Annotated in this window: 17 protein-coding genes; all 17 read left to right on the top strand. The window is 35.6% G+C overall.

Translation table 11 applies throughout. The features are described 5' to 3' along the window. The first annotated feature begins 169 nt into the window (after positions 1–169). Positions 170–787 (top strand): hypothetical protein, encoded by a 618-nt coding sequence (locus tag POV26_RS03560; protein ID WP_272855113.1) that lies wholly within the window; start codon positions 170–172, stop codon positions 785–787. A 369-nt stretch (positions 788–1,156) separates the two neighbouring features. Further along, positions 1,157–1,399 (top strand): hypothetical protein, encoded by a 243-nt coding sequence (locus POV26_RS03555; protein WP_272855112.1) that lies wholly within the window; start codon positions 1,157–1,159, stop codon positions 1,397–1,399. A 394-nt stretch (positions 1,400–1,793) separates the two neighbouring features. Further along, positions 1,794–2,729 carry a glycosyltransferase family 2 protein gene (locus tag POV26_RS03550; RefSeq protein WP_272855111.1) on the top strand — a complete coding sequence of 312 codons (936 nt, stop codon included), beginning with the start codon at positions 1,794–1,796 and terminating at the stop codon, positions 2,727–2,729. A gap of 198 nt (positions 2,730–2,927) precedes the next feature. Then, the gene (locus POV26_RS03545; protein WP_272855110.1) at positions 2,928–4,379 is read left to right on the top strand and encodes an MBOAT family O-acyltransferase; all 1,452 of its coding nucleotides are present in this window, start codon (positions 2,928–2,930) and stop codon (positions 4,377–4,379) included. Positions 4,380–4,516: 137 nt separating this feature from the next. After that, entirely contained in the window at positions 4,517–5,308 is a 792-nt protein-coding gene (locus POV26_RS03540; RefSeq protein ID WP_272855109.1) for a hypothetical protein, read from the top strand. A gap of 58 nt (positions 5,309–5,366) precedes the next feature. After that, the gene (locus POV26_RS03535) at positions 5,367–6,308 is read left to right on the top strand and encodes a glycosyltransferase family 2 protein (RefSeq protein WP_272855108.1); all 942 of its coding nucleotides are present in this window, start codon (positions 5,367–5,369) and stop codon (positions 6,306–6,308) included. Between the two features lies 1 nt (position 6,309). Next, the gene (locus POV26_RS03530; RefSeq protein WP_272855107.1) at positions 6,310–7,245 is read left to right on the top strand and encodes a hypothetical protein; all 936 of its coding nucleotides are present in this window, start codon (positions 6,310–6,312) and stop codon (positions 7,243–7,245) included. Continuing rightward, complete coding sequence (locus tag POV26_RS03525; protein ID WP_272855106.1) at positions 7,238–8,353, top strand: glycosyltransferase family 4 protein; 1,116 nt, start codon at positions 7,238–7,240, stop codon at positions 8,351–8,353. The genes POV26_RS03530 and POV26_RS03525 overlap by 8 nt, the downstream gene beginning before the upstream one ends. Continuing rightward, positions 8,344–9,540 (top strand): glycosyltransferase family 4 protein, encoded by a 1,197-nt coding sequence (locus POV26_RS03520; RefSeq protein ID WP_272855105.1) that lies wholly within the window; start codon positions 8,344–8,346, stop codon positions 9,538–9,540. Before POV26_RS03525 ends, POV26_RS03520 begins: the two co-directional genes overlap by 10 nt. A gap of 368 nt (positions 9,541–9,908) precedes the next feature. Continuing rightward, positions 9,909–11,294: an asparagine synthase-related protein gene (locus POV26_RS03515; protein ID WP_272855104.1), complete on the top strand. Its 1,386-nt coding sequence runs from the start codon at positions 9,909–9,911 to the stop codon at positions 11,292–11,294. A gap of 80 nt (positions 11,295–11,374) precedes the next feature. After that, positions 11,375–13,210 carry an asparagine synthase (glutamine-hydrolyzing) gene (asnB, locus tag POV26_RS03510; RefSeq protein WP_272855103.1) on the top strand — a complete coding sequence of 612 codons (1,836 nt, stop codon included), beginning with the start codon at positions 11,375–11,377 and terminating at the stop codon, positions 13,208–13,210. Continuing rightward, positions 13,207–14,325 (top strand): glycosyltransferase, encoded by a 1,119-nt coding sequence (locus POV26_RS03505; protein WP_272855102.1) that lies wholly within the window; start codon positions 13,207–13,209, stop codon positions 14,323–14,325. The genes asnB and POV26_RS03505 overlap by 4 nt, the downstream gene beginning before the upstream one ends. Further along, the gene (locus POV26_RS03500) at positions 14,322–15,497 is read left to right on the top strand and encodes a glycosyltransferase family 4 protein (protein ID WP_272855101.1); all 1,176 of its coding nucleotides are present in this window, start codon (positions 14,322–14,324) and stop codon (positions 15,495–15,497) included. Before POV26_RS03505 ends, POV26_RS03500 begins: the two co-directional genes overlap by 4 nt. 104 nt (positions 15,498–15,601) lie before the next feature. Continuing rightward, a complete protein-coding gene (locus POV26_RS03495; protein WP_272855100.1) occupies positions 15,602–16,657 on the top strand; it encodes an exostosin domain-containing protein in 1,056 nt (351 codons plus the stop codon). A gap of 154 nt (positions 16,658–16,811) precedes the next feature. After that, entirely contained in the window at positions 16,812–17,483 is a 672-nt protein-coding gene (locus tag POV26_RS03490) for an FkbM family methyltransferase (protein ID WP_272855099.1), read from the top strand. 3 nt (positions 17,484–17,486) lie between these two features. Beyond that, entirely contained in the window at positions 17,487–18,815 is a 1,329-nt protein-coding gene (locus POV26_RS03485) for a glycosyltransferase family 2 protein (protein ID WP_272855098.1), read from the top strand. 272 nt (positions 18,816–19,087) lie between these two features. Continuing rightward, positions 19,088–20,179 carry a glycosyltransferase family 4 protein gene (locus tag POV26_RS03480; protein ID WP_272855097.1) on the top strand — a complete coding sequence of 364 codons (1,092 nt, stop codon included), beginning with the start codon at positions 19,088–19,090 and terminating at the stop codon, positions 20,177–20,179. Positions 20,180–20,244: the final 65 nt, after the last annotated feature.

The raw sequence follows: 20,244 nt of genomic DNA, 5'->3' as shown, positions 1-20,244 counted from the left end.
GTCATTGCGGGTCTGCCATAGGTGGGCGAAGCAACCCCATGAGGTCTGTTCTAATCACGAATAAAACCTATCCCCAAAAAATTTTTTTGCATTCGTGGGCAAAACCAAATTTCCAATAACTCAACAACTCAACAACGAATCCCAAAATAATAATTTAAATATCAAAACCATGAAAACAGAAATAACAAAATTTTGGAATTACTTTCTATCCATACAAATGGATCTAGTTTATGCAAATAACACTGGTAATTTAGAATTAAGTACGGATCTTATTAATAGGCTGCAGTGCAAGGCAAAAAATATTCACTCTGAATTGACCTTGGTCTTTCAATTTAGTGGGGGTGATTTTGCAAAATTAATTTTCATTACGAAGGGGAAGTATAAATTAAATGCAATTGTTAAACAAATGCTGGTGTCAAAACCACAATTGGCAATGTGGCAATATCAAATCGGCATCAAGCAATATAAGCGTTCAATAACTTCCCTATGCAAAAACAATAATTTTATAGACCAGCACACTGTCATCCATCAAATTTATTTTGCCGTTCACAAGCTTTACAAAACCTCAAACAAACTACACCTGCTCATATATATAGAAATGGATAAAAAACATTCAAAATCTGACCTCCACGACGCCATGGGCACAATCTTGCTTTGGTTTTTAGGCGATGCATATTACCAAAAACATATCGGCAAATACAGAATAGTGCGCCGCAAATTCTCCAGTATTCGGTTCATGCCCCTAGATGAATTAAAACACTTAATTCATTTTAAATCTTTTAACTAAAAAAATAAAACCTAAAGCTTCCCATAAATTAACAAATACACCAAACCGACAACCAAACCCCTTTTAATGTACCGTTCAAAATTGTCTATGTATGGTTCAAGGTGTCTTAATGTACCGTTCACCCCGTTTCTATATATGGTTCATATAGGTTCCATGCCACTCTAATGCTACATTCATGCTAGTGTTTCCCTACTAAACCCCTACTATCATGCTAGTATTAAACTAAATCTCCTTATTTCGTGATACATAAAACAATATGTATTCCTGAGGATGTAAAAGGTTCTTTTGCATAATTTATAGCAAACTTCGACAATTAACAAATAATCCTCTTATGTTAATAAAGGACAAAATAAACGAAATCGATTTCGTATGCAGAGTGAAGAAGAAAATAACGTCGGTCAACCCCAAAGGAAAAATTTTAAAAGCTGCCGGGTAGTTATTTATCCAAAGGATATACAGCTACTTACAGGGAAATCATACCGCCATGCACTCTATCTAAATAAAGAAATTCGGGATTATTTCAAGAAGAAAAAACACCAACTCCTCACTATATACGAATTCGCCGACTATACAGGCATCAGCCCAGATATTATCCGCAACCATATCAAATAAAAAACCCATTCGTTATTGCTCCGCCATATGCAGTCGAAGCAAGCGCTTGGGCGCCCTTCAAGTTAAAATCCCAAATCCCAATAACTCCCTGACCCCTAAAGGGGAAATGAAAATGTGGGTCAGTTTTGGTTCTTGCTTTCTCACTAGGTTACGAATTAACAATTAGCAAATACCTAAACTCCAATAACCCCTGGCCCCAAAGGGAAGAGAGTTTTCTTTCAGTCTTGTTTCTTGATTCCCTTTAGTCCTGTTTCCAAATCCCAGATTAACAAATCCCCGATTAACAAATCACAAATCCCAAATCCCCCACCCAGCAACAATTCCAAAATAAGAACAATTCCAATAGAATTTTCTTCAGTCTTTTCCCTATTTTTGGAGCCAAACAAACAGTCCCGTGCCTACCGATACCCCCTTAGTCTCCATCATTATCCCCACCTTTAACCGTGCCCATTTAATAGGGGAGACACTGGCTTCTATATTGGCTCAGACGTATCAAAATTGGGAGTGTATTGTAATAGATGATGGCAGTACAGATAATACCGAGGAGGTAATGGCAGGATATATGGCAAGGGATTCTCGGTTTAGATACTATAGTAGGCCAGCCCATAAAGTAAAAGGCGCCAATTCTTGCCGTAATATAGGTCTAAACCTTGTAATGGGTGAATTTATTGTTTTTTTTGATAGTGATGATATAATGATATCAGATCATTTAAAGGTTAAAATATCAGAAATTTTATTACATGATTGTGATTACGTTATAACGAAAACAGAATTTATTGGTAGCGAAAAGAAAGTTGGTAAAAATAATTATAGGTTTCATTTGTATCCTCTCACCTCTTATAATTATGTTTCCCAAGCTATAAACTGGCTGACATATGATGTTTGTATAAAAAAAAATGTTGCACAATCAATCCAATTTAACGAAGATTTACATTCTGGACAAGAGTATAACTATTTCTCTAAATTAGTTCATAAATCTATAAATGCTAAATTTATAGATAAGACTGTCACATTAAGAAGATACCATAAAGACACGATTCGCGGCAATCTAAACACTTCTCAAAAATTATTGGAAAGTTCTTTTAGAGCTAAGTGGTTTACATATTGTGATTTAATGGAAATTGCCGATCAAGAAACCAGACTTGTATTGTTGAATAAATGTATCTCTTTAATTTATCAAAATAAAAGAATTTGGAATTCGAATAATAGATCTTTTACCATGGCGATTTTTAAAGAATATGGAGGCCGCGGAATTTACTTTTTATTGATGTTGCTCAATCTTAGATTATTTGGGAAAGGTTATTTTTTTTATAAAAAACTGACTTCATGATATTTTTCAAACTTTCTTCATTAGTTGCCAACATTATAAAATGAAATCAAATAAAATCAGTTTTTTTTATTATCCAGTGAATACCAAAAAAAATTTAATTTAAGGAGCAGCTGATATCAATACTATATATTAAATATTGTAAAAATGGTAAAACTATACACTTTCCTTAATAGAATATTTATAAAATGTTTTCATTAAATGCTTTTTAACTCTTTAGACTTTGCGATTTTCTTGCCAATTGTTTTTGCCCTTTATTGGACAATTGGCCATAAGAATATAAAATGGCAAAATGCATTTATTGTTATAGCGAGTTATGTTTTTTATGGATGGTGGGATTATCGATTTTTAAGTCTTATACTGTTTAGCACATTGGTGGATTATACCATTGGCCTATCTTTAAAAAACAAAAAAAAACCTAGTACAAGAAAGGCGTTGCTATGGATAAGCATAATTGTGAACATTGGTTTTTTGGGCTTTTTTAAATACTACAACTTCTTTATAGATAGTTTTATTGATGCGTTTAGTCTATTTGGTCATACTGTAAATGCCAATACACTAAATATAATTTTGCCGGTGGGGATTAGCTTTTATACTTTTCAAACACTCAGTTATACTATTGATGTATATCGTAGGAAATTGGAGCCTACTTCAGATTTAATTGGATTTTCAGCATTTGTGTGTTTTTTCCCTCAGCTAGTAGCTGGTCCTATTGAAAGAGCAACCCATTTATTACCACAATTTCATAAAGCGAGAAAATTCAGCTATGATTCTGCTATTGATGGGTTAAGACAAATTTTATGGGGCTTATTTAAAAAAATGGTAATTGCCGATAACTGTGCTCGATTTGCCAATGAAATTTTTAATAATTATGGCGAATATTCCGCAAGTACGTTATTTATGGGGGCGGTGTTTTTTGCATTTCAGATTTATGGAGATTTTTCTGGATATAGTGACATTGCTATAGGTACTTCCCGTTTGTTTGGTTTTGACTTAAGGCAAAACTTTGCTTATCCTTATTTTTCAAGAGATATGGCTGAATTTTGGAGAAGATGGCATATATCTTTATCTACTTGGTTTAGGGATTATGTATATATCCCCCTAGGTGGTAGTAAAGGAACTAAATGGATTCAGATTAGGAATGTTTTTATTGTTTTTATTGTAAGTGGTTTTTGGCATGGAGCTAATTGGACCTTTCTTGCTTGGGGGGCATTAAATGCACTTTATTTTCTACCATTATTAATTTTTAATAAAAATAGAAGTCATCTAAATATTGTGGCAAGAAATAAATTATTACCTTCAATTAAGGAAATGTCATCAATTATTTTTACATTTTTGTTGACAGTATTTGCTTGGATCTTCTTTAGATCTGAAAATTTGTCGCATGCTTTTAATTACATAGAAGGCTTGACGAGCTTTGATTTATTTACTCTTCCAGAGTATATAATTCGTAAAAAAGTATATCCTACTGTATTGTTACTTGTTTTTTTCTTTATTGTTGAATGGTTGGGAAGGAATCATAAATACGCAATCGAAGGAATAAAGGAAAAAACATCTTTGGTGGCAAGATGGGGCTTCTATGCCTTTGTGATTTTTTTAATAGGAATGTATATGGAAACAGATGAAAGTCCATTTATTTATTTTCAGTTTTAAGCATGGATGTTCAATTTATTAAATTCTTTAAGAGATTTACCGCGTTTGTATTTATATGCGCCTTAATTTACACTCAATTAGTTTGTATTTGGGGCTATTTCCTTCCAGTAAAATATTCCAAAAATCTAAATTTTAAAATGGGAAGTAGTTTTATTAGATTTCAGGAGGTTAAGAAATATGAGAATATAGACATCCTTTTTGCTGGCTCTTCTCACGCATATCGAGGTTTTGATACACGCTTATTTGATAATGCTGGATACTCGTCTTTTAATTTAGGGTCAACAGCCCAAACACCACTACAAACAGAATGTCTCCTTGAACAATATCTTGAAAAACTCAATCCGAAAATTGTAGTTATAGAGGTCTATCCAAAAGTTTTTACAATAGATGGTATTGAATCCACTCTCGATATTTTATCCAATAACTTTGATATTAATGGACTTTTCTTAACTCTGGAGCATACAAATTTTAAAGTTTTAAATACTTTTATATATTCAAGATTTTTTGAATACTTTCTATTAAATGATAATCAAAATAATCTTATTCTATCTTCAAATGATGTTTATGTAGATGGAGGATATGTTGAAAGAAAATTAGCTTTTAATAAAGATAGAAAATATAAACCTGCAAACCTTAGTTTTGTAGATAAACAATTTAAATCTTTACAGGAGATTGATAAGTTAATTAAAGAAAGAGGAATTTTACCATTATATGTCATGGCGCCCATTGACAGTAAATTATATAATTCATTTCTTAATATAGATGAAATCAAAGAAAGAATAAAAAAGCTTGGAACCTTATACGACTTCAATGAGATATTAACCTTAAACGATACTTTGCATTTTTATGATTCTCATCATTTAAATCAAAACGGAGTAGAAATATTTAATAATGAATTAATCAATATACTAAATACAGTTGAAAAGTAAATAAACTGTTATGGTTTTTCTATAAGATACAATTCTTTTGCGTTAAAAACTAGATTAAATGTCTCAAAATTCCTTAGTTTCTATCATTATACCTACATTCAACCGTGGTCATATAATTGGCGAAACATTAAATAGTGTTAAAGCTCAATCCTACCAAAATTGGGAATGTATAGTAATTGATGATGGCAGTATAGATAAAACAAAAGAAGTTATAAATTCATATGTAAAAGAAGATTCTCGTTTTAAATATTATGAATGTCCGAAGAATAGATTAAAAGGCGGAAATGCCGCCCGTAATTATGGATTTGAAATGAGCAAGGGGCATTACATTCAATGGTTTGATAGTGATGATATAATGTTTCCAGATTTTTTGAAAAAGCGTTTTGAAATATTTAGTAATTATCCAGATACCGATGTTGTTTTTTGTGCCTTTACTTATTTCGATGAAAATGGAGTACAAGATAGGATAACAAACAAATCTTTTAATGGAAATATTATTGACGATTTAATAGAAAAAAACATATCATTTAGTCCTTTATCATATATTTTAAAAAAAGAAATTCTAGATAATCTGAAATTTGATGAAACATTACGTAGGGCACAGGATTTGGATTTCTTTTTTAGAATATTCACAACATTAAAAAATATCCAAATTCGGCATACTTCTGAGGTTTTATTTAAAGTGAGAAAACACGAAAACGCAATTAGTTCAGACAAGGACAAATCCGGCATTAAATTGAATTCAAGATTTATTGTTAATAAACGAATCCTAGAATACTTTTCAAAGCAACAATCTCAGAAAGCAATGCTCAAATATAAAGCGCAATGCCTACTCGACTTAAAAAGAATGTTAGAAAATAAAAATTACAGATTGGTTGTTATAAATCTTCTAAATTTTAAATATTTAAACTTTGAGCAAAAAGTTTATCTGCTATTCTGTGTTACTACCCAAATTTTTATAGGCAAAGGTTCTTCTCAGTTTAAATCAATTTTAAATTAGTATGAAATTAAAATCCTTATGTTTTTCATCATTTGTTTTTGGTAGTTACACAAAGTATATTCCTTATTATATTTTTTCAATAAATAAAAACTATCCTGATGCCTTCATTAAGATATTCGTTTATCAGCATATAGACTCAAAAGTAAAAGAGGCAATTAAAATTATGAGTGACCATAAAATCACGAATTTCGAAATTATTCCATTAGAAAAGAATATTTTAGAATTTACTTCATATAAAATTAAGGGTGGTGGTGGCAAGCTTATTCGATGGCTGGTAGATTCTAGTTATTTTAAAGAGTTTAATTATGTGTATATTGGAGATATAGACATTTTATTTTTAAAAGAAAAACAAGCACTTCTTAAATTTCATACAGAACAGTTAAAATCTCTCAATGTTCCTTTCTCTAATAAAGTACGGATAGATGAAAAAGGAAATTATACAAATCGACTTACAGGCCTACATTTCTTTAAAACAAAAGAATATTTTGAAAAAATTGACCCAATTTTAATCCGTCTTAAAAATGATAAGTTATACAGAAATCAATATTTAAAAGGACTGGAAAGAGATGAAAATTTTTTGTATAAACTAAATAAGGAAGCATTTAATTTTGATGATGAAGTACTTTCACACGCTCAAAGACCATGGCATGGTTTGCATCTGGGCATAACAAGGGGGAATAAGGGAATTGATGAGAAAATCATAATTCAGAATTCAAGCTTATCTATAGATGAAATACGAGCTTATTTAGTAGAATACTCAAATGACCCTTTGTTCAAAGAAATACAAAAACTGGTTTTTGTTATTGAATTAGATGTAATCTTAAAAAAACTCTCGGTAAAAAGGCCCTTTTCTTGGATTTGGGAAGGTTCTCTATATCAAATTAAAAACAAACTGAGAACAACCATTCGTCAATTAAAATCCCTATTAAATGGATAAAAAAATTGCTATTATTGCATCTTATCTTCATCCAATTAGGCAAAAGCATTTGATTGATTGGTACATAGATTTCTCGTCAAATAGAAAAACCGTAAGCTTATTCTTGGGTTCTAAATCTAACAAAATACCTATAGCTAAAAACTATAAAATAAATAATAAGAGGGAATTTTATAAATATCAATTCTATAATCTCTTCCAAAGTAGAAGGTTTTCCGAAAAGCAAAATAGAATTCAACCTTTAATAAACTATAAGCCTGAAATAATACATCTTATTACCTCAAATGCCTTTCAAGCTATTGAACCTATATTGGAAAATAAAAAAATCCAACTAATAGTGAGTTTTAGGGGTTTTGATATTAACGTTTTTCCATATCAATCTGAAGAAAATTTAAAATTGACGAGAAAAATTTTTGAAAGAGCTGATAAGCTACATTTTATTAGTTATGCACTACGGGATAGCGCCATAAAATTAGGGGCAAATCCGGATAAATGTATGGTTATATATAGGTCGATACAAATCGATAAAGCAAATGGTTTACAGATAAATGACTTACCGGAAGATCATCGTTTATTAATTTTATCAGTTGGTAGGTTAGTATGGGAAAAAGGGTTTTTATATGCTCTGGAAACAATGTCAATTTTAAAAAATAAAGGTTTTGATTTTCAATATCAAATTGCTGGTTCAGGAATTGATCGGGAGATGATTAATTATCATATAAAAAGATTGCGTATAGAAAATGAAGTAAGTTTATTAGGAGAGTTGTCTCGGGTCGATGTAAAAAAGAAGCTTCAGGCAGCACAGATATATTTTCAACCTTCACTTTCTGAAGCTTTGTCATTATCATTAATTGAAGCATCTTATTATGGCCTTCCAATCATTTCCTCAGAAATAGGAGGCATTCCTGAAGTAGTTAAAAATAATGTTTCGGGCTTTTTGAGTGCTCCTTGTAATCCTGAGGGTTATGCCCTAAATTTTATAAGATTAATGGAAAATAAAGATTTACGTTATCAGATGGGGCAGTCAGGATATAAAATAGTCCAAAATTTATTTTCTAGACAAGGAGAATTACAGAAATGGGATAATTTTTATGAACAACTATGTCGGTAGAATCAAAGCTTCATAATGTAAAAATAATCATTTTCGACGGCAGTTTTAAAACCACGCCCTTTATTAATCGTTTGGTAAAAGGGCTGGCTTTAAACCATCAGATATATATCCTAGGTTTCAATGAAAAGTTGACCAACCCTATAAGCGGAGTAAATTATGTGTCGCTAGGTAGCAACCAAAGCAAGTTGAAATTCACCGTTGCTACATTGGGCAAGCTTTTTCAGTCAAAAAAATTTAATTTATTGCTCCCTACACTAAAAAAATTAATACAGGGAAAGCGCCAAGCATTACAAAAGCTAAACCTGGAATTGGCCCTTAAAAATATTGCCCCAGACCTAATACATTTACAATGGCCCTCTGTAATCCCTTGGTTTGAAGTAGTGCTTTTAAAACAGGAAATTCCAGTAATATTGAGTCAAAGAGGGTTTCATAACAATGTCCGCCCTTTTGTTGATGGAGAAAATTTTGAATATCTAAAAAAGTGGTATCCCAAAATGGCAGGCTTCCATTCCGTTTCCAAAGCTATTGCAGCCAATGGCGATAAAATTTGGACTTCATCAGAGAAGATTGATAAAGTAGTTTATACAGGCTTGCCTTTGGAAGAAATGCCCTTTTCTGAAGCCTACTTTTTGTCAAGGCCATTGAGAATAGTTTCGGTAGGCCGAACACATTGGAAAAAGGGCTATGATTACGCCTTGCGGGCCTGTAAATTATTAAAAGAAAAAAACATTTCATTTCAATATACAATCATAGGCGGGGCGGGAGATGAGGAGTTACAGTTTTTAGTGGACGATCTCGGATTGCAGGATTATGTGAACTTGGAAAAACGAATCCCTCAAAAAGAAGTATTCAGGTTAATACAGGAAGCTTCGCTGCTATTGATGCCAAGTCTGGAAGAGGGGATTCCAAATGTGGTGGTGGAGGCTATGGCTATCGGGCTACCGGTAATCAGTACGGATTGTGGGGGTGTGCCAGAATTGATTGAGGAGGGTGTGAATGGGTGGATGGTGCCTACTAGAAAGCCGGAAGCTATTGCAGCGGCAATTATTCATTTTATGGAATTACCTTTAGATATGATTGAAAAAGTAAGAATCGAGGCTCGGAGAAAAGTGGAGCAGCAACATAATGAGGCGCAGATGGTTCGGGGGATGGAAGAGTTGTTTTATGAGGTGGTTGAAATGAAATAAGCTTGAAAAAATCCCTCCCAGCCCTCCCTTCAAAGGGAGGGAGCAAATTTTCGTTTTTATCTTTGATTTGTGGTTATTAGCATATACTAGCCATTGAAATGAAGATTTTTTGATAGAACTCCCAATTTTTAATTTTAGTTAAAATTTTAACTCCTCTCTTTTATGGCGATGTACTGAACATCTCAAAGTAAGATATAATAGGGGGGGGTATAGCAGTTATTGCCAATAGCCCCCATTGATTATTTTAAACGAAAACTATTGATTAAACTCAGAATTTTATTTTTTCTCCAAAGCAAACCCCTCCCTTTGAAGGGAGGTTGGGAGGGATGTAATATTTAATTACTTTTACGATTTACACATAAACTCAAATGCCCACAATCAAAACCCCAATAATCCCAACCCACCAACAATTCGTTAAGGTAAATGCGCCGCGCGAACTGGACAAAAAAGCGATATGCATCTTTGCCGCCACCGGGTTCTTTTTGGATTCTGATACCTATTGGAAAAACAAAAAAGTATTGCCTGCCGCTTCCGATAATATATTGGATGATAACGGTTTCTTAATTGAAAGCAAACCCTGGTTCCAATGGCATTACAAACTGCGGAAAATCAGTTTTGAAACGGCATTGGAAGAATTCACTACACTCTTTGAACAGATTATCTCAGAACAGACTAAGACCCACAAAGTAATCCTCCCTCTTTCTGGGGGATTGGACAGCCGCACCCAAGCAGTTGCGCTGGCAAAGCTCAAGAAACCCGTTACAGCGTATAGCTATTCCTTTAAAGGTGGTTTTTCAGAAAGTGGGATCGGTAAGAGAATTGCGAAGGCGTGTGGCTTTGACTTTAAGGAGTTTACAATAGAATCAGGATATCTTTGGCCAAAACTGGAAGAACTGGCTTCCATAAACCAATGTTATTCCGATTTTACGCATCCCCGGCAAATGGCGGTTTTGGAAGAATTCAAAAAAATGGAAGGCTTGTTTTCCCTGGGGCATTGGGGCGATGTCTTGTTCGACCGGGGAGCTCCCGAAGGGACAAGGGAAGAAGATCTGTTGGATATTATTATCAAGAAAATTGTCAAAAAAGGCGGGATGGAACTCGCCACCGCCCTGTGGCAGGAGTGGGAGTTGGAAGACGACTTTGAAAGCTATTTGCGCGAAAGAATTGCTGGATTGCTCAAAAAAATTGACATTGAAAACCCAAGTGCAAAACTGCGGGCCTTTAAGAGTTTGTATTGGGCGCCGCGCTGGACCTCAGTCAATCTTTCCGTCTTTGAGGCCGCATACCCAATAACGGTACCCTATTATGACGATAGGATGTGTGAATTTATCTGTACTATTCCAGAGGAGTATCTTGCAGACAGGAAGCTACAAATAGCTTATATAAAACTGCAGAACCCGGCCTTGGCCAAAATAACTTGGCAGGACCATAAACCATTCAATCTATATACTTTTGAAAACAACAAAACACCATACAACCTACCATACAGAATAGGAAACAAGCTAAAAAGGGAAGTGATGAATAAAATGGGGAAACCTTACATTCAGCGCAATTGGGAACTTCAGTTTTTGGGAATGGAAAACGACGAAAAGCTGCAGGAACAACTATTTGCTAAAAATCTGCATCCTTTTATTTCAAAATCCTTGCTGGCTAAGTTTTACAATAGCTTTAAAACCGGGGATGCCGTTAAATATTCGCATCCTTTGAGTATGTTGCTTACTTTGGCAGTTTGGTATAGTAAACATAAGAAATAGATCCAAGAGGAGGCATTCTATGAATAAGCTCTTCTTCAATTGAATATAAATAACATAACTCTCAAACCTGAAATAAAATAATGTGTGGATTCTTAGTAGAATATTCACTCGATAATAAAAAAGGATTGGCTAAGTACGACTTTATCAGGTTGCTTAATAAATCTACAATGAGAGGACCTGATTCTCAGGGCTACTTTTCCAATGATGTCAACTTACAAGTAGGGTTTAATAGGCTTGCCATATTAGAACTCTCCGAAGCGGGAGCACAACCCATGAAAAGTCATAATGACAGGTATATCTTGGTGTTTAACGGCGAAATATACAATCACCTTGAATTAAGGAAAAGACTGGAATTTTCAAATTATAGGGGATTAAGTGATTCGGAAACCGTTACTGCCTGTATGGCAGAATGGGGTGTTGAAAAAACTGTTAATGAGCTAAATGGTATGTTTTCGCTGGTCGTTTACGATAAGTTGGAAGAAAGTATCTATTTAATTAGAGATTTTGCTGGAATTAAACCCCTTTTCTACGGTTGGAATGGCAAAACAATGGTTGCCGCTAGCCAATATGACCAAATCCTTTCACATCCAGAATACAAAACAAAATCAATAGATCCCCAGGTACTGAAACTGTATATAGAGCAGCATTACATGCCTGCCCCATTTGGTCTATATATGGATACTTATCAGGTGGCACCGGGAGAAATAGTTATTTTAAAAAAGAACGGCAGTATTAGAAAAAGTAAATACTGGGAACTTCCAACTGACGTTGATTATTCTGTTTCAAACAAAATGGAAGCGATAAGATTTGTGGAAAAAGCACTTGGCAATTCGGTGCAACGTCAAATGCTTTCTGACATTCCTCTTGGAGCTTTTTTATCTGGAGGGGTTGATTCCAGTTTGACAACCTCCTTTATGAAGGAATATAAAGCCAATCCTCAGGTTTTTACCATTGGTTCCGATAGTAAGAATCATGACGAATCAGAGCGTGCAAGACAGTTTGCAGAGGCATTGGATGTACAGCAGGAAATATGGAAATTATCGGCGAAGGAGGTACTGGGTTTTTGGGATGAAGCCATGAATGCTTTACATGAGCCTTTTGCCGATTTCAGTATTTTACCGACCTATTTGGTGTCAAAACTTGCCAAGAAAAAAGTTGGGGTTGCTCTAAGTGGAGATGGGGGAGATGAACTGTTTTTTGGATATGAAAGATTTTGGAGCATTGGCAAAAATATTTCTTTTCAACACTATCCGAGTATTTTAAAAAAGGCTATTTATGGTATTGATAAATACACATCAAGCAACAAACGAGTGAATAGTGTATTGTTATCACCCAGTCAGGGAAGTGCGCAACAAGGTCTTCATTCAAGATTTAGAAAGAATTTGTTGGATGAAATTGCACCTAGTTTATCTGAAACCACCTTGCCAGAAAATTTCTCCATATATAATTACTCAAACACAAAGGATATTCGCCAATTGCTTTATAATGTGCGATATGCGGAATTTTATGGAATGATGCAAAAAACATTGCGGAAGGTTGATCTAGCTAGTATGGAGAACAGTCTTGAAGTTAGAGTGCCATTTTTAGATAAAAACATGATTGAGACTGCTTTAAAGATAGATCCTCTTTTGAGTTATGGCGGTGGACGGCAAAAACAACTTTTAAAATATTTACTATCCAAACGGATTCCAACTGTTAAAGAAGAATCGGTAAAAAAGGGGTTTTCAATTCCTTTGACGAGCTGGCTACGCCAAGACCTTAAAGAAATAATAAGTGACCAATTATTAAGTTCCGCTATTTCCGATTTTGGTTTTGAAAAAAGAGCTATTGAGAAAATGTTGCAAAGTCATTCCGAAAAGAAAGAAGATTTGAAATGGCCCATATTTACTCTTTATGCACTAACGCGATTTAGATGAAAAAGATAAAAATTTTATTTACAATTCCCAATTTTGATACGGCTGGTAGTGGAAAAGCACTTCTAAATATTGCCAATGGATTGAATCCTGAAGCTTTTGAAGCCCATATTATGTGTTTACACAATAAGGGCACTTTCTATAAAGTAGTTGAAAATTCTGGTTTACACATACATATTTATAATTTTACATCCCCTGCCAGGCCATTAATGAGAATGATTAAAGAATGTTGGCGGATATCAAGAAAATTTAAGGAAATAGCTCCCAATGTTATTCACAGTTATCATTACGGTCCAGATTATACAGAAGCTATAGCTGCACGAATGGCGGGGATTCCGTGGGTGTTTACTAAGAAAAACATGAATTGGGGTGGAAAATCCAAAAACGCCTGGAAACTCAGATCTTTTTTGGCGAAAAAGATTGCTGTTCAAAACAGCGATATGTTGAGTAAATTCTATAAGGAATCTAATAAAGCCATATTGATTCCCAGAGGTGTAGATGTTATGTATTTTCAATCATTAGCATTGCACGGAAATTTTTATAATAAATCTGAGCTTGAACATGACAGGCGATTTTTGATTTGTGTTGCCAATATCGTTCCAATTAAGGGAATAGAAACTCTGGTTCAGGCTTTTTATAAATTGCATGATAAATTTCCGTTTTGGAATCTTTTATTAGTAGGTGATGATACTAATAGTTATGGAAATGAGCTTAAGAAACTTGTAAAAGAACTAAGATTAAGCCAAAGAGTCAATTTTACTGGAAAACAACAGGATGTTCGCTCCTTTTTAAATCGTGCTGAAATCTTTGTGTTGCCAACTAAAGAAAAGGGTGAGGGATCTCCTGTGGCCCTTTTGGAGGCAATGGCAAATGGAAAGATTGTTTTAGGGTCTAATATACCTGGTATTAGAGACCAACTGGAAAAATTTCCTAACTCATTATTTGACGCGTCCAATATTGATGAATTGAGCTTAAAACTTGAATATTATATGGGTAAATCACAGGAAGAATTAAAAATGTTGGGGAATTCTTTTTACCAGCATGTAAATTCAGAATACCCTATTGAAAAAGAGATTGAAAGACATGGGAATCTATATAAATCAATAGTAAGAAAATGAAAATAGGCCTCGTCCTCTCCCAAACCCCCGGTTATTCCGAAACCTTTTTTAATTCTAAAATTAGAGGGTTACAGCGCAGTGGCGTGGACATCCGTTTGTATAGTCAAAGCAAAAAGGACGACTTTAACCTTTGCCCCGTAATACTAAGCCCAAGGGTAAGCAGCAATCCGCTCTTGCAACCTTGGTTTTTTTTAAAAGAATTCTTTTTACTGTTACCACATCTATCTGCCGTTATCCGCTATATAAACCTGGAACGCAAAGAGGGCACTGGTATTCTTCAACTTTTTAAAAAAACATATCTCAACGCGCATTTATTAAAAGCCAACTTGGACTGGCTGCACTTTGGTTTCGCCACCATGGCCTTGGGCAGCGAGACGGTGGCAAAGGCCATTGGCGCAAAAATGGCGGTGAGCTTTCGGGGCTTCGATATAAATGTGTATCCCATAAAACACCCAGAATGTTATAAAAACCTTTGGAAACAGGTTGATAAGGTGCACAGTATCTCCCAATATCTTTTGCACAAAGCAATATCCTTGGGTCTTTCAGTAGAAACTCCCTTTGCTATTATCACCCCAGCGGTGCAATTGGATGCTTTGCCTATGCCCAAAACAATCACATCAGCCTCAGAAAGCATTAAAATAGTTACAATTGCCCGGCTCACTTGGATAAAAGGATTGGACGTGGCCATTGCGGCAATGGGCATACTAAAGGAGAAAGACATAAACTTCACCTATTATATTATTGGCGATGGGGATCAAAATTACACGGAACGCTATAAATTTATGGCTTATGAGTTGGGTCTAAAAGAAGAAGTCGTTTTCTGCGGAAAACTATCCCATAAGGAAGTCTTGGAACATTTAACTACTGCTGATCTATATGTGCAACCAAGCCTTAACGAAGGTTTCTGCAATGCCGTGTTGGAAGCACAGGCCATGGGAAAACTTACCATAGCCTCAAATGTGGGAGGCTTGCCGGAAAACATTGTGGATGGTAAAACCGGATGGCTGTTTGAAAATCTTTCACCGGAATCCTTGGCACAACAAGTAGAAAGGGTCTTGGCTTTAAGTGAAACTGATAAAAAAACAATCTCCCAAAATGCCCAGAAAAGGGTAATGGAGGAATTTAATATCGAAAAGCAGCAATCTGAATTCATAAATTTTTACGAAATGTGAAGTCCCCCTTCGAAGGGGGATTTAGGGGGATGTTTTCCCAAATCCCAAATTAACGAATCCCGTTCCGATAGCTATCGGGACCCCAATTAACCAATTAACCAAGTTTGAAACTCTACTACCCAAAATCCCATTACAACAAAGCCCATCGCGGCCTGCTCTTTCCATTATTGAAGCCCTTCCTTAAAGCTGAGGGATACACCGATGCAGAGCGCGTGGCTACCTATGGGGTTTCAGAAAAGGATTTCGAGTTTACGGAATATCTGGAAGAGGCAGATGTAGTTATTCTAACCATGGCTTGGAACTATTACGTAAGAACAAAGCAAGAAAGCCTTGCAATTGCTTTTGTAAATGAATGTGGAGCCCTAAACAAAAAGGTAATTGCCTTTAACGCGGGCGACTTTGGGGTGCGGATTCCGTATTATGGCAATCTACTTGTCCTTCGCCCCAGTGGATATAAATCAAAATTTACTGAGAATGAATATGCGTTTCCGGCTATTATTGCAGATCCACTAAAGAAATATTTTGACATAGATATGGTACTCCAAAGGCCCTATCAACCCAAAGCTATTATTGGTTTCTGTGGCCAGGCCAACCTTTCCCGCCTGAATGCCATTAAGGAAGTATTCAAAACATTGCTCCGAAATACAAAATGCTTTCTGGGGTTTTCCAAAGAGGAACCCCAGCAACTGCTTTCCACTTCCTTTTTGAGGGCAACTGTCTTAAAAACACTCCAGAAATCAAAGGATGTTAAAACAAATTTCATATTCCGAAAAAAATATCGAGCGGGTGTTACAAGCGATAAGGATTCCCATAAAACCACCTTGGAATTTTACAACAACCTAAAGGATTCCGATTATGTGGTCTGTGTTCGCGGGGCAGGTAATTTCTCCGTCCGTTTTTATGAAACCTTGGCTATGGGACGAATTCCTGTTTTTATAAATACGGATTGCGCATTGCCCTTTGACAACGAAATCGATTGGAAAAATCATGTGGTTTGGGTGGAGTATAAAGATCGGAATCAAGTAGCGCAAAAAGTAAAGGAGTTTCACGAGGCCCTATCTAAGGAGGATTTTATAGATTTACAACTGGCAAATAGAAAACTATTTGAAGAACGCTTAACACTATCGGGATTCTTTAAAACTATGCTCAATGCTCAATAAAATCATTTTGGGATTATACAGAATATTGCCGTCTAAAGTTCGAAATGGAATTGGTCAGTCCCGGTTTTTAAAGCCCTTAAGGGACATCCTTCTCCGCTCTCAAGGAAGTTATAGGGAAACCAAGGTTTTGGTAAAAAGAAATTATTTGGGTTATATGGTCCATTTCTATTTTTTTGCATCTATGAAGATAGCTTCAAAAGCGACAAAAAGTGGAATTGAAAATACAATTTTGAGAAACTCCATCCAACTTATCAACTTGAGGACAAAGGAAAATGATGCCGTAGTTTTGGATGTTGGGGCAAATTTTGGATATTTAAGCTTGGTATGGGCCAACTCAATTTCCCTAAATGGAAAGGTCATAGCTTTTGAACCAAATTTGAACGTATATAACAGTTTTAGAAACTCCATTCAATCCAATAGTTTGGAATCAAACGTTGAATTGAATAACCTCGCCGTTGGGAAAAAAGATGGCAACATAGAACTCTTTTTAAGCTCCACCACATCAAATACCTTGCACGCAGATAGGCTCAACAATAAAAGTACACCTATCGAAATGGTTTCTCTCGATTCCTTCTCCAGAAGAAATGTTATGGACCGTTGCGATCTTGTTAAAATTGATGTTGACGGAATAGAATTGGATATTTTGATGGGCGCAACCCATTTGATTGAAAAGTTTAACCCGATTTTTATCGTAGAGACCAATGGCGATGAAAAGATTATCAATTTTTTCAATCAGCACAATTATCAGATTTTGGATATGGAGTTAAATCCATTCCAATCTGAAAATCAACTTCCCCCAAATATCTTTTGCATCCCAAAAAATTAAGTAATGCTCTTCCATTTCCTAAAATACCTCCAACCCACACATTATTTTCAACTATATCGGAAAGATGGAACTTCTATTTTTCCAATAATTGAAAACCTACCAAAGGAAGTTGTTGAACAATTGGAACCTGATCCAAAATTCAAAAGTGAAAAGGCCCGAGAATACGATCTGTCGTGGCAAGCTGTCAATAAAGGCTATATTGGAAGCTCAGAAGTTTATACTTCTTTTGAAAAACTCCCCGTAATTGACGAATACCGCTTTCTTCGAAAGTACTTCCATTTAGTTTGGGTTATTTATGTTCTGATCTTGCGGATCCTCTCTTTTAAAAATCCGTTTCGGGAAATAAGTGCTTGGAAGAATAGTGGCGACGTACAGAGAGGCGATTATTTAAAAAACCCTATACTTTATGATGATTGGAATAGTTATAAATCCTCACTTGTTGAGAAAAACCCCTTTGTAAGCGTTGTGATTCCTACGCTGAACCGCTATGAATACCTTAAAGATGTGCTGGAGGATTTGGAAAAACAGGAGTGCAAAAACTTTGAGGTTATCATCGTTGACCAATCCAATCCTTTTCAAAAGGATTTTTACAAAAAGTTTAAATTGGATATTAAGCTTGTCCAACAAACGGAACGTGCCCTGTGGCTTGCGAGAAACCATGCCATTGAAATTTCAAAAGGGGAGTATGTGCTACTTTTTGATGATGACAGTAGGGTAGAACCTAACTGGATTAGCAATCATTTAAAATGTCTCGATTTTTTTAAAGCCGATATTTCTTCAGGGGTTTCTATCTCGGCAGTGGGGGCTGAAGTTCCCCAGAACTACTCCTTTTTCAGAATTTCGGATCAAATTGACACCGGCAACGTACTTCTGAAAAAACGGGTTTTTAGAGAAATGGGCCTTTTCGACAGACAATTTGAAAAGCAACGCATGGGCGATGGGGAATATGGGCTTCGGGCTTATTTGAATGGCTATACAAATATTTCAAACCCTTATGCAGGAAGAATCCATCTAAAGGTAGGCTCTGGCGGCTTACGCGAAATGGGCAGTTGGGATGCCTTCCGACCTAAAAAACTATTCGCTCCGCGGCCCATACCAAGCGTGCTATATTTATACCGAAAATATTTCGGCAAAAAAAGAACCCTGCTCGCCATTCTCAGAACCGTTCCCCAATCCATAATCCCGTACCGTTATAAGAAAAACAAAAAAATGTTGGTCTTGGGTCTTTTTATCTCGCTATTTTTGTTTCCGTTCGTGATTTTGCAAGTAGTAATTTCATGGCGATTAGCGACGCGGAAGTTGAGGGAAGGAGCGATGATTGAGAGCTTGTGAATTTTTTGTTTTCGGTTATCTGTTTTCGGTTATCGGGTGTCAGTTGTCCGTTTGTTGTGAAAATGAACTTTACTTCTCCCCTTTAGGCGATGTGCTGAGCATGCCGAAGTAGGTCGGGGGTCAAACGAAAGTATATTTAATATAAAACCTATGTGCAATAAAATATAACCGCAAAGGCGCGAAGTACGCAGAGATACTTACTCATTATTTTTCTTTGCGCCCTCTGCGCCTTTGCGGTAAAACTAACATACGCTATCAATTAATCCCAAAACTTGAAAACCAATACTCTTATTCTAACCTCTGAATTCCCTCCCCAACCGGGCGGTATAGGTAACCATGCCTATAATTTAGCAAAGGGGTTGCAGGGCAATGGTTTTGAAGTGAGATTGCTATGTGATATCCGTTCAACAAATGGAGAAGTAGAAAATGTATTTGACAAAGATCTTCCTTTTGAAGTGGTTCGGATTCCAAGGAAAAAGATAATCCTTTTCAGTTATTTAAAACGCATCAGCACTGCTTTTTCCTTAAGCCGAAAAACTGAAACCGTAGTATGTTCTGGCAAATTTTCACTGTGGTTAGGTGCGCTGCTCACCTTTTTCTTTAACAAGAAATTTATAGCCATCATTCATGGAAGTGAAGTGCGGCTGCCCAATAAAATGCTTCGAAAGCTCACGGACCTATCGTTAAAACGCTTTGATAAAGTGATAGCGGTAAGCAATTATACCAAATCCTTGGTTTCCCATCTCGCCTTGAAAAATATTGAAGTGGTCCCCAATGGTTTTAAAATGGAGGTTCCTTCAGACTCCCGAAATAAAAACGAACCAGTACCAGTCTTAATAACCGTGGGCAACCTAACCCAACGCAAGGGGCAACACAATGTAATTAATGCGTTGCCGCTGCTTTTAAGAAAATATCCAGACCTTAAATATCATATGGTTGGTATTCCTACCGATATAGCAAAACTGGAAAGGTTGACCTTGGATTTGGGGGTTGACGATGCCGTATATTTTTTCGGAAAGGTTTCCGAAGAAGAGAAAATAGAACGGCTACAACAAGCCGATGTCTTCGTAATGCTCAGCGAAACCACACAAACAGGCGATGCCGAAGGTTTTGGGATTGCTATTTTGGAAGCAAATGCTTTGGGAATTCCGGCAATCGGTTCCTTGGGCTGCGGAATAGAAGATGCAATAAAGGATGGAGTTTCCGGAAAATTAATAAACAACAAAGACCCAAAACAGTTTATAGCTGCCTTGGAAGAAATTTTGAATAATTATGAAAGCTATTCGCAAAGTGCAGAACAATGGTCAAAAAACTTCACGTGGGACAAGGTAATCGAGACTTATTTGAAGATTTTAAAAGAATAAAGAATAAAGAAAAAAGAAAAAAAAGAATAAAGAAACAGGAAACATGACGTAAGACACAGGACACA

This window comes from Aequorivita todarodis, assembly GCF_028561335.1.
Classification (GTDB): Bacteria; Bacteroidota; Bacteroidia; order Flavobacteriales; family Flavobacteriaceae; genus Aequorivita; species Aequorivita todarodis.
The sequence above is the reverse complement of the archived record's forward strand: the minus strand, read 5'-3'. Positions and strand labels throughout refer to the sequence as shown.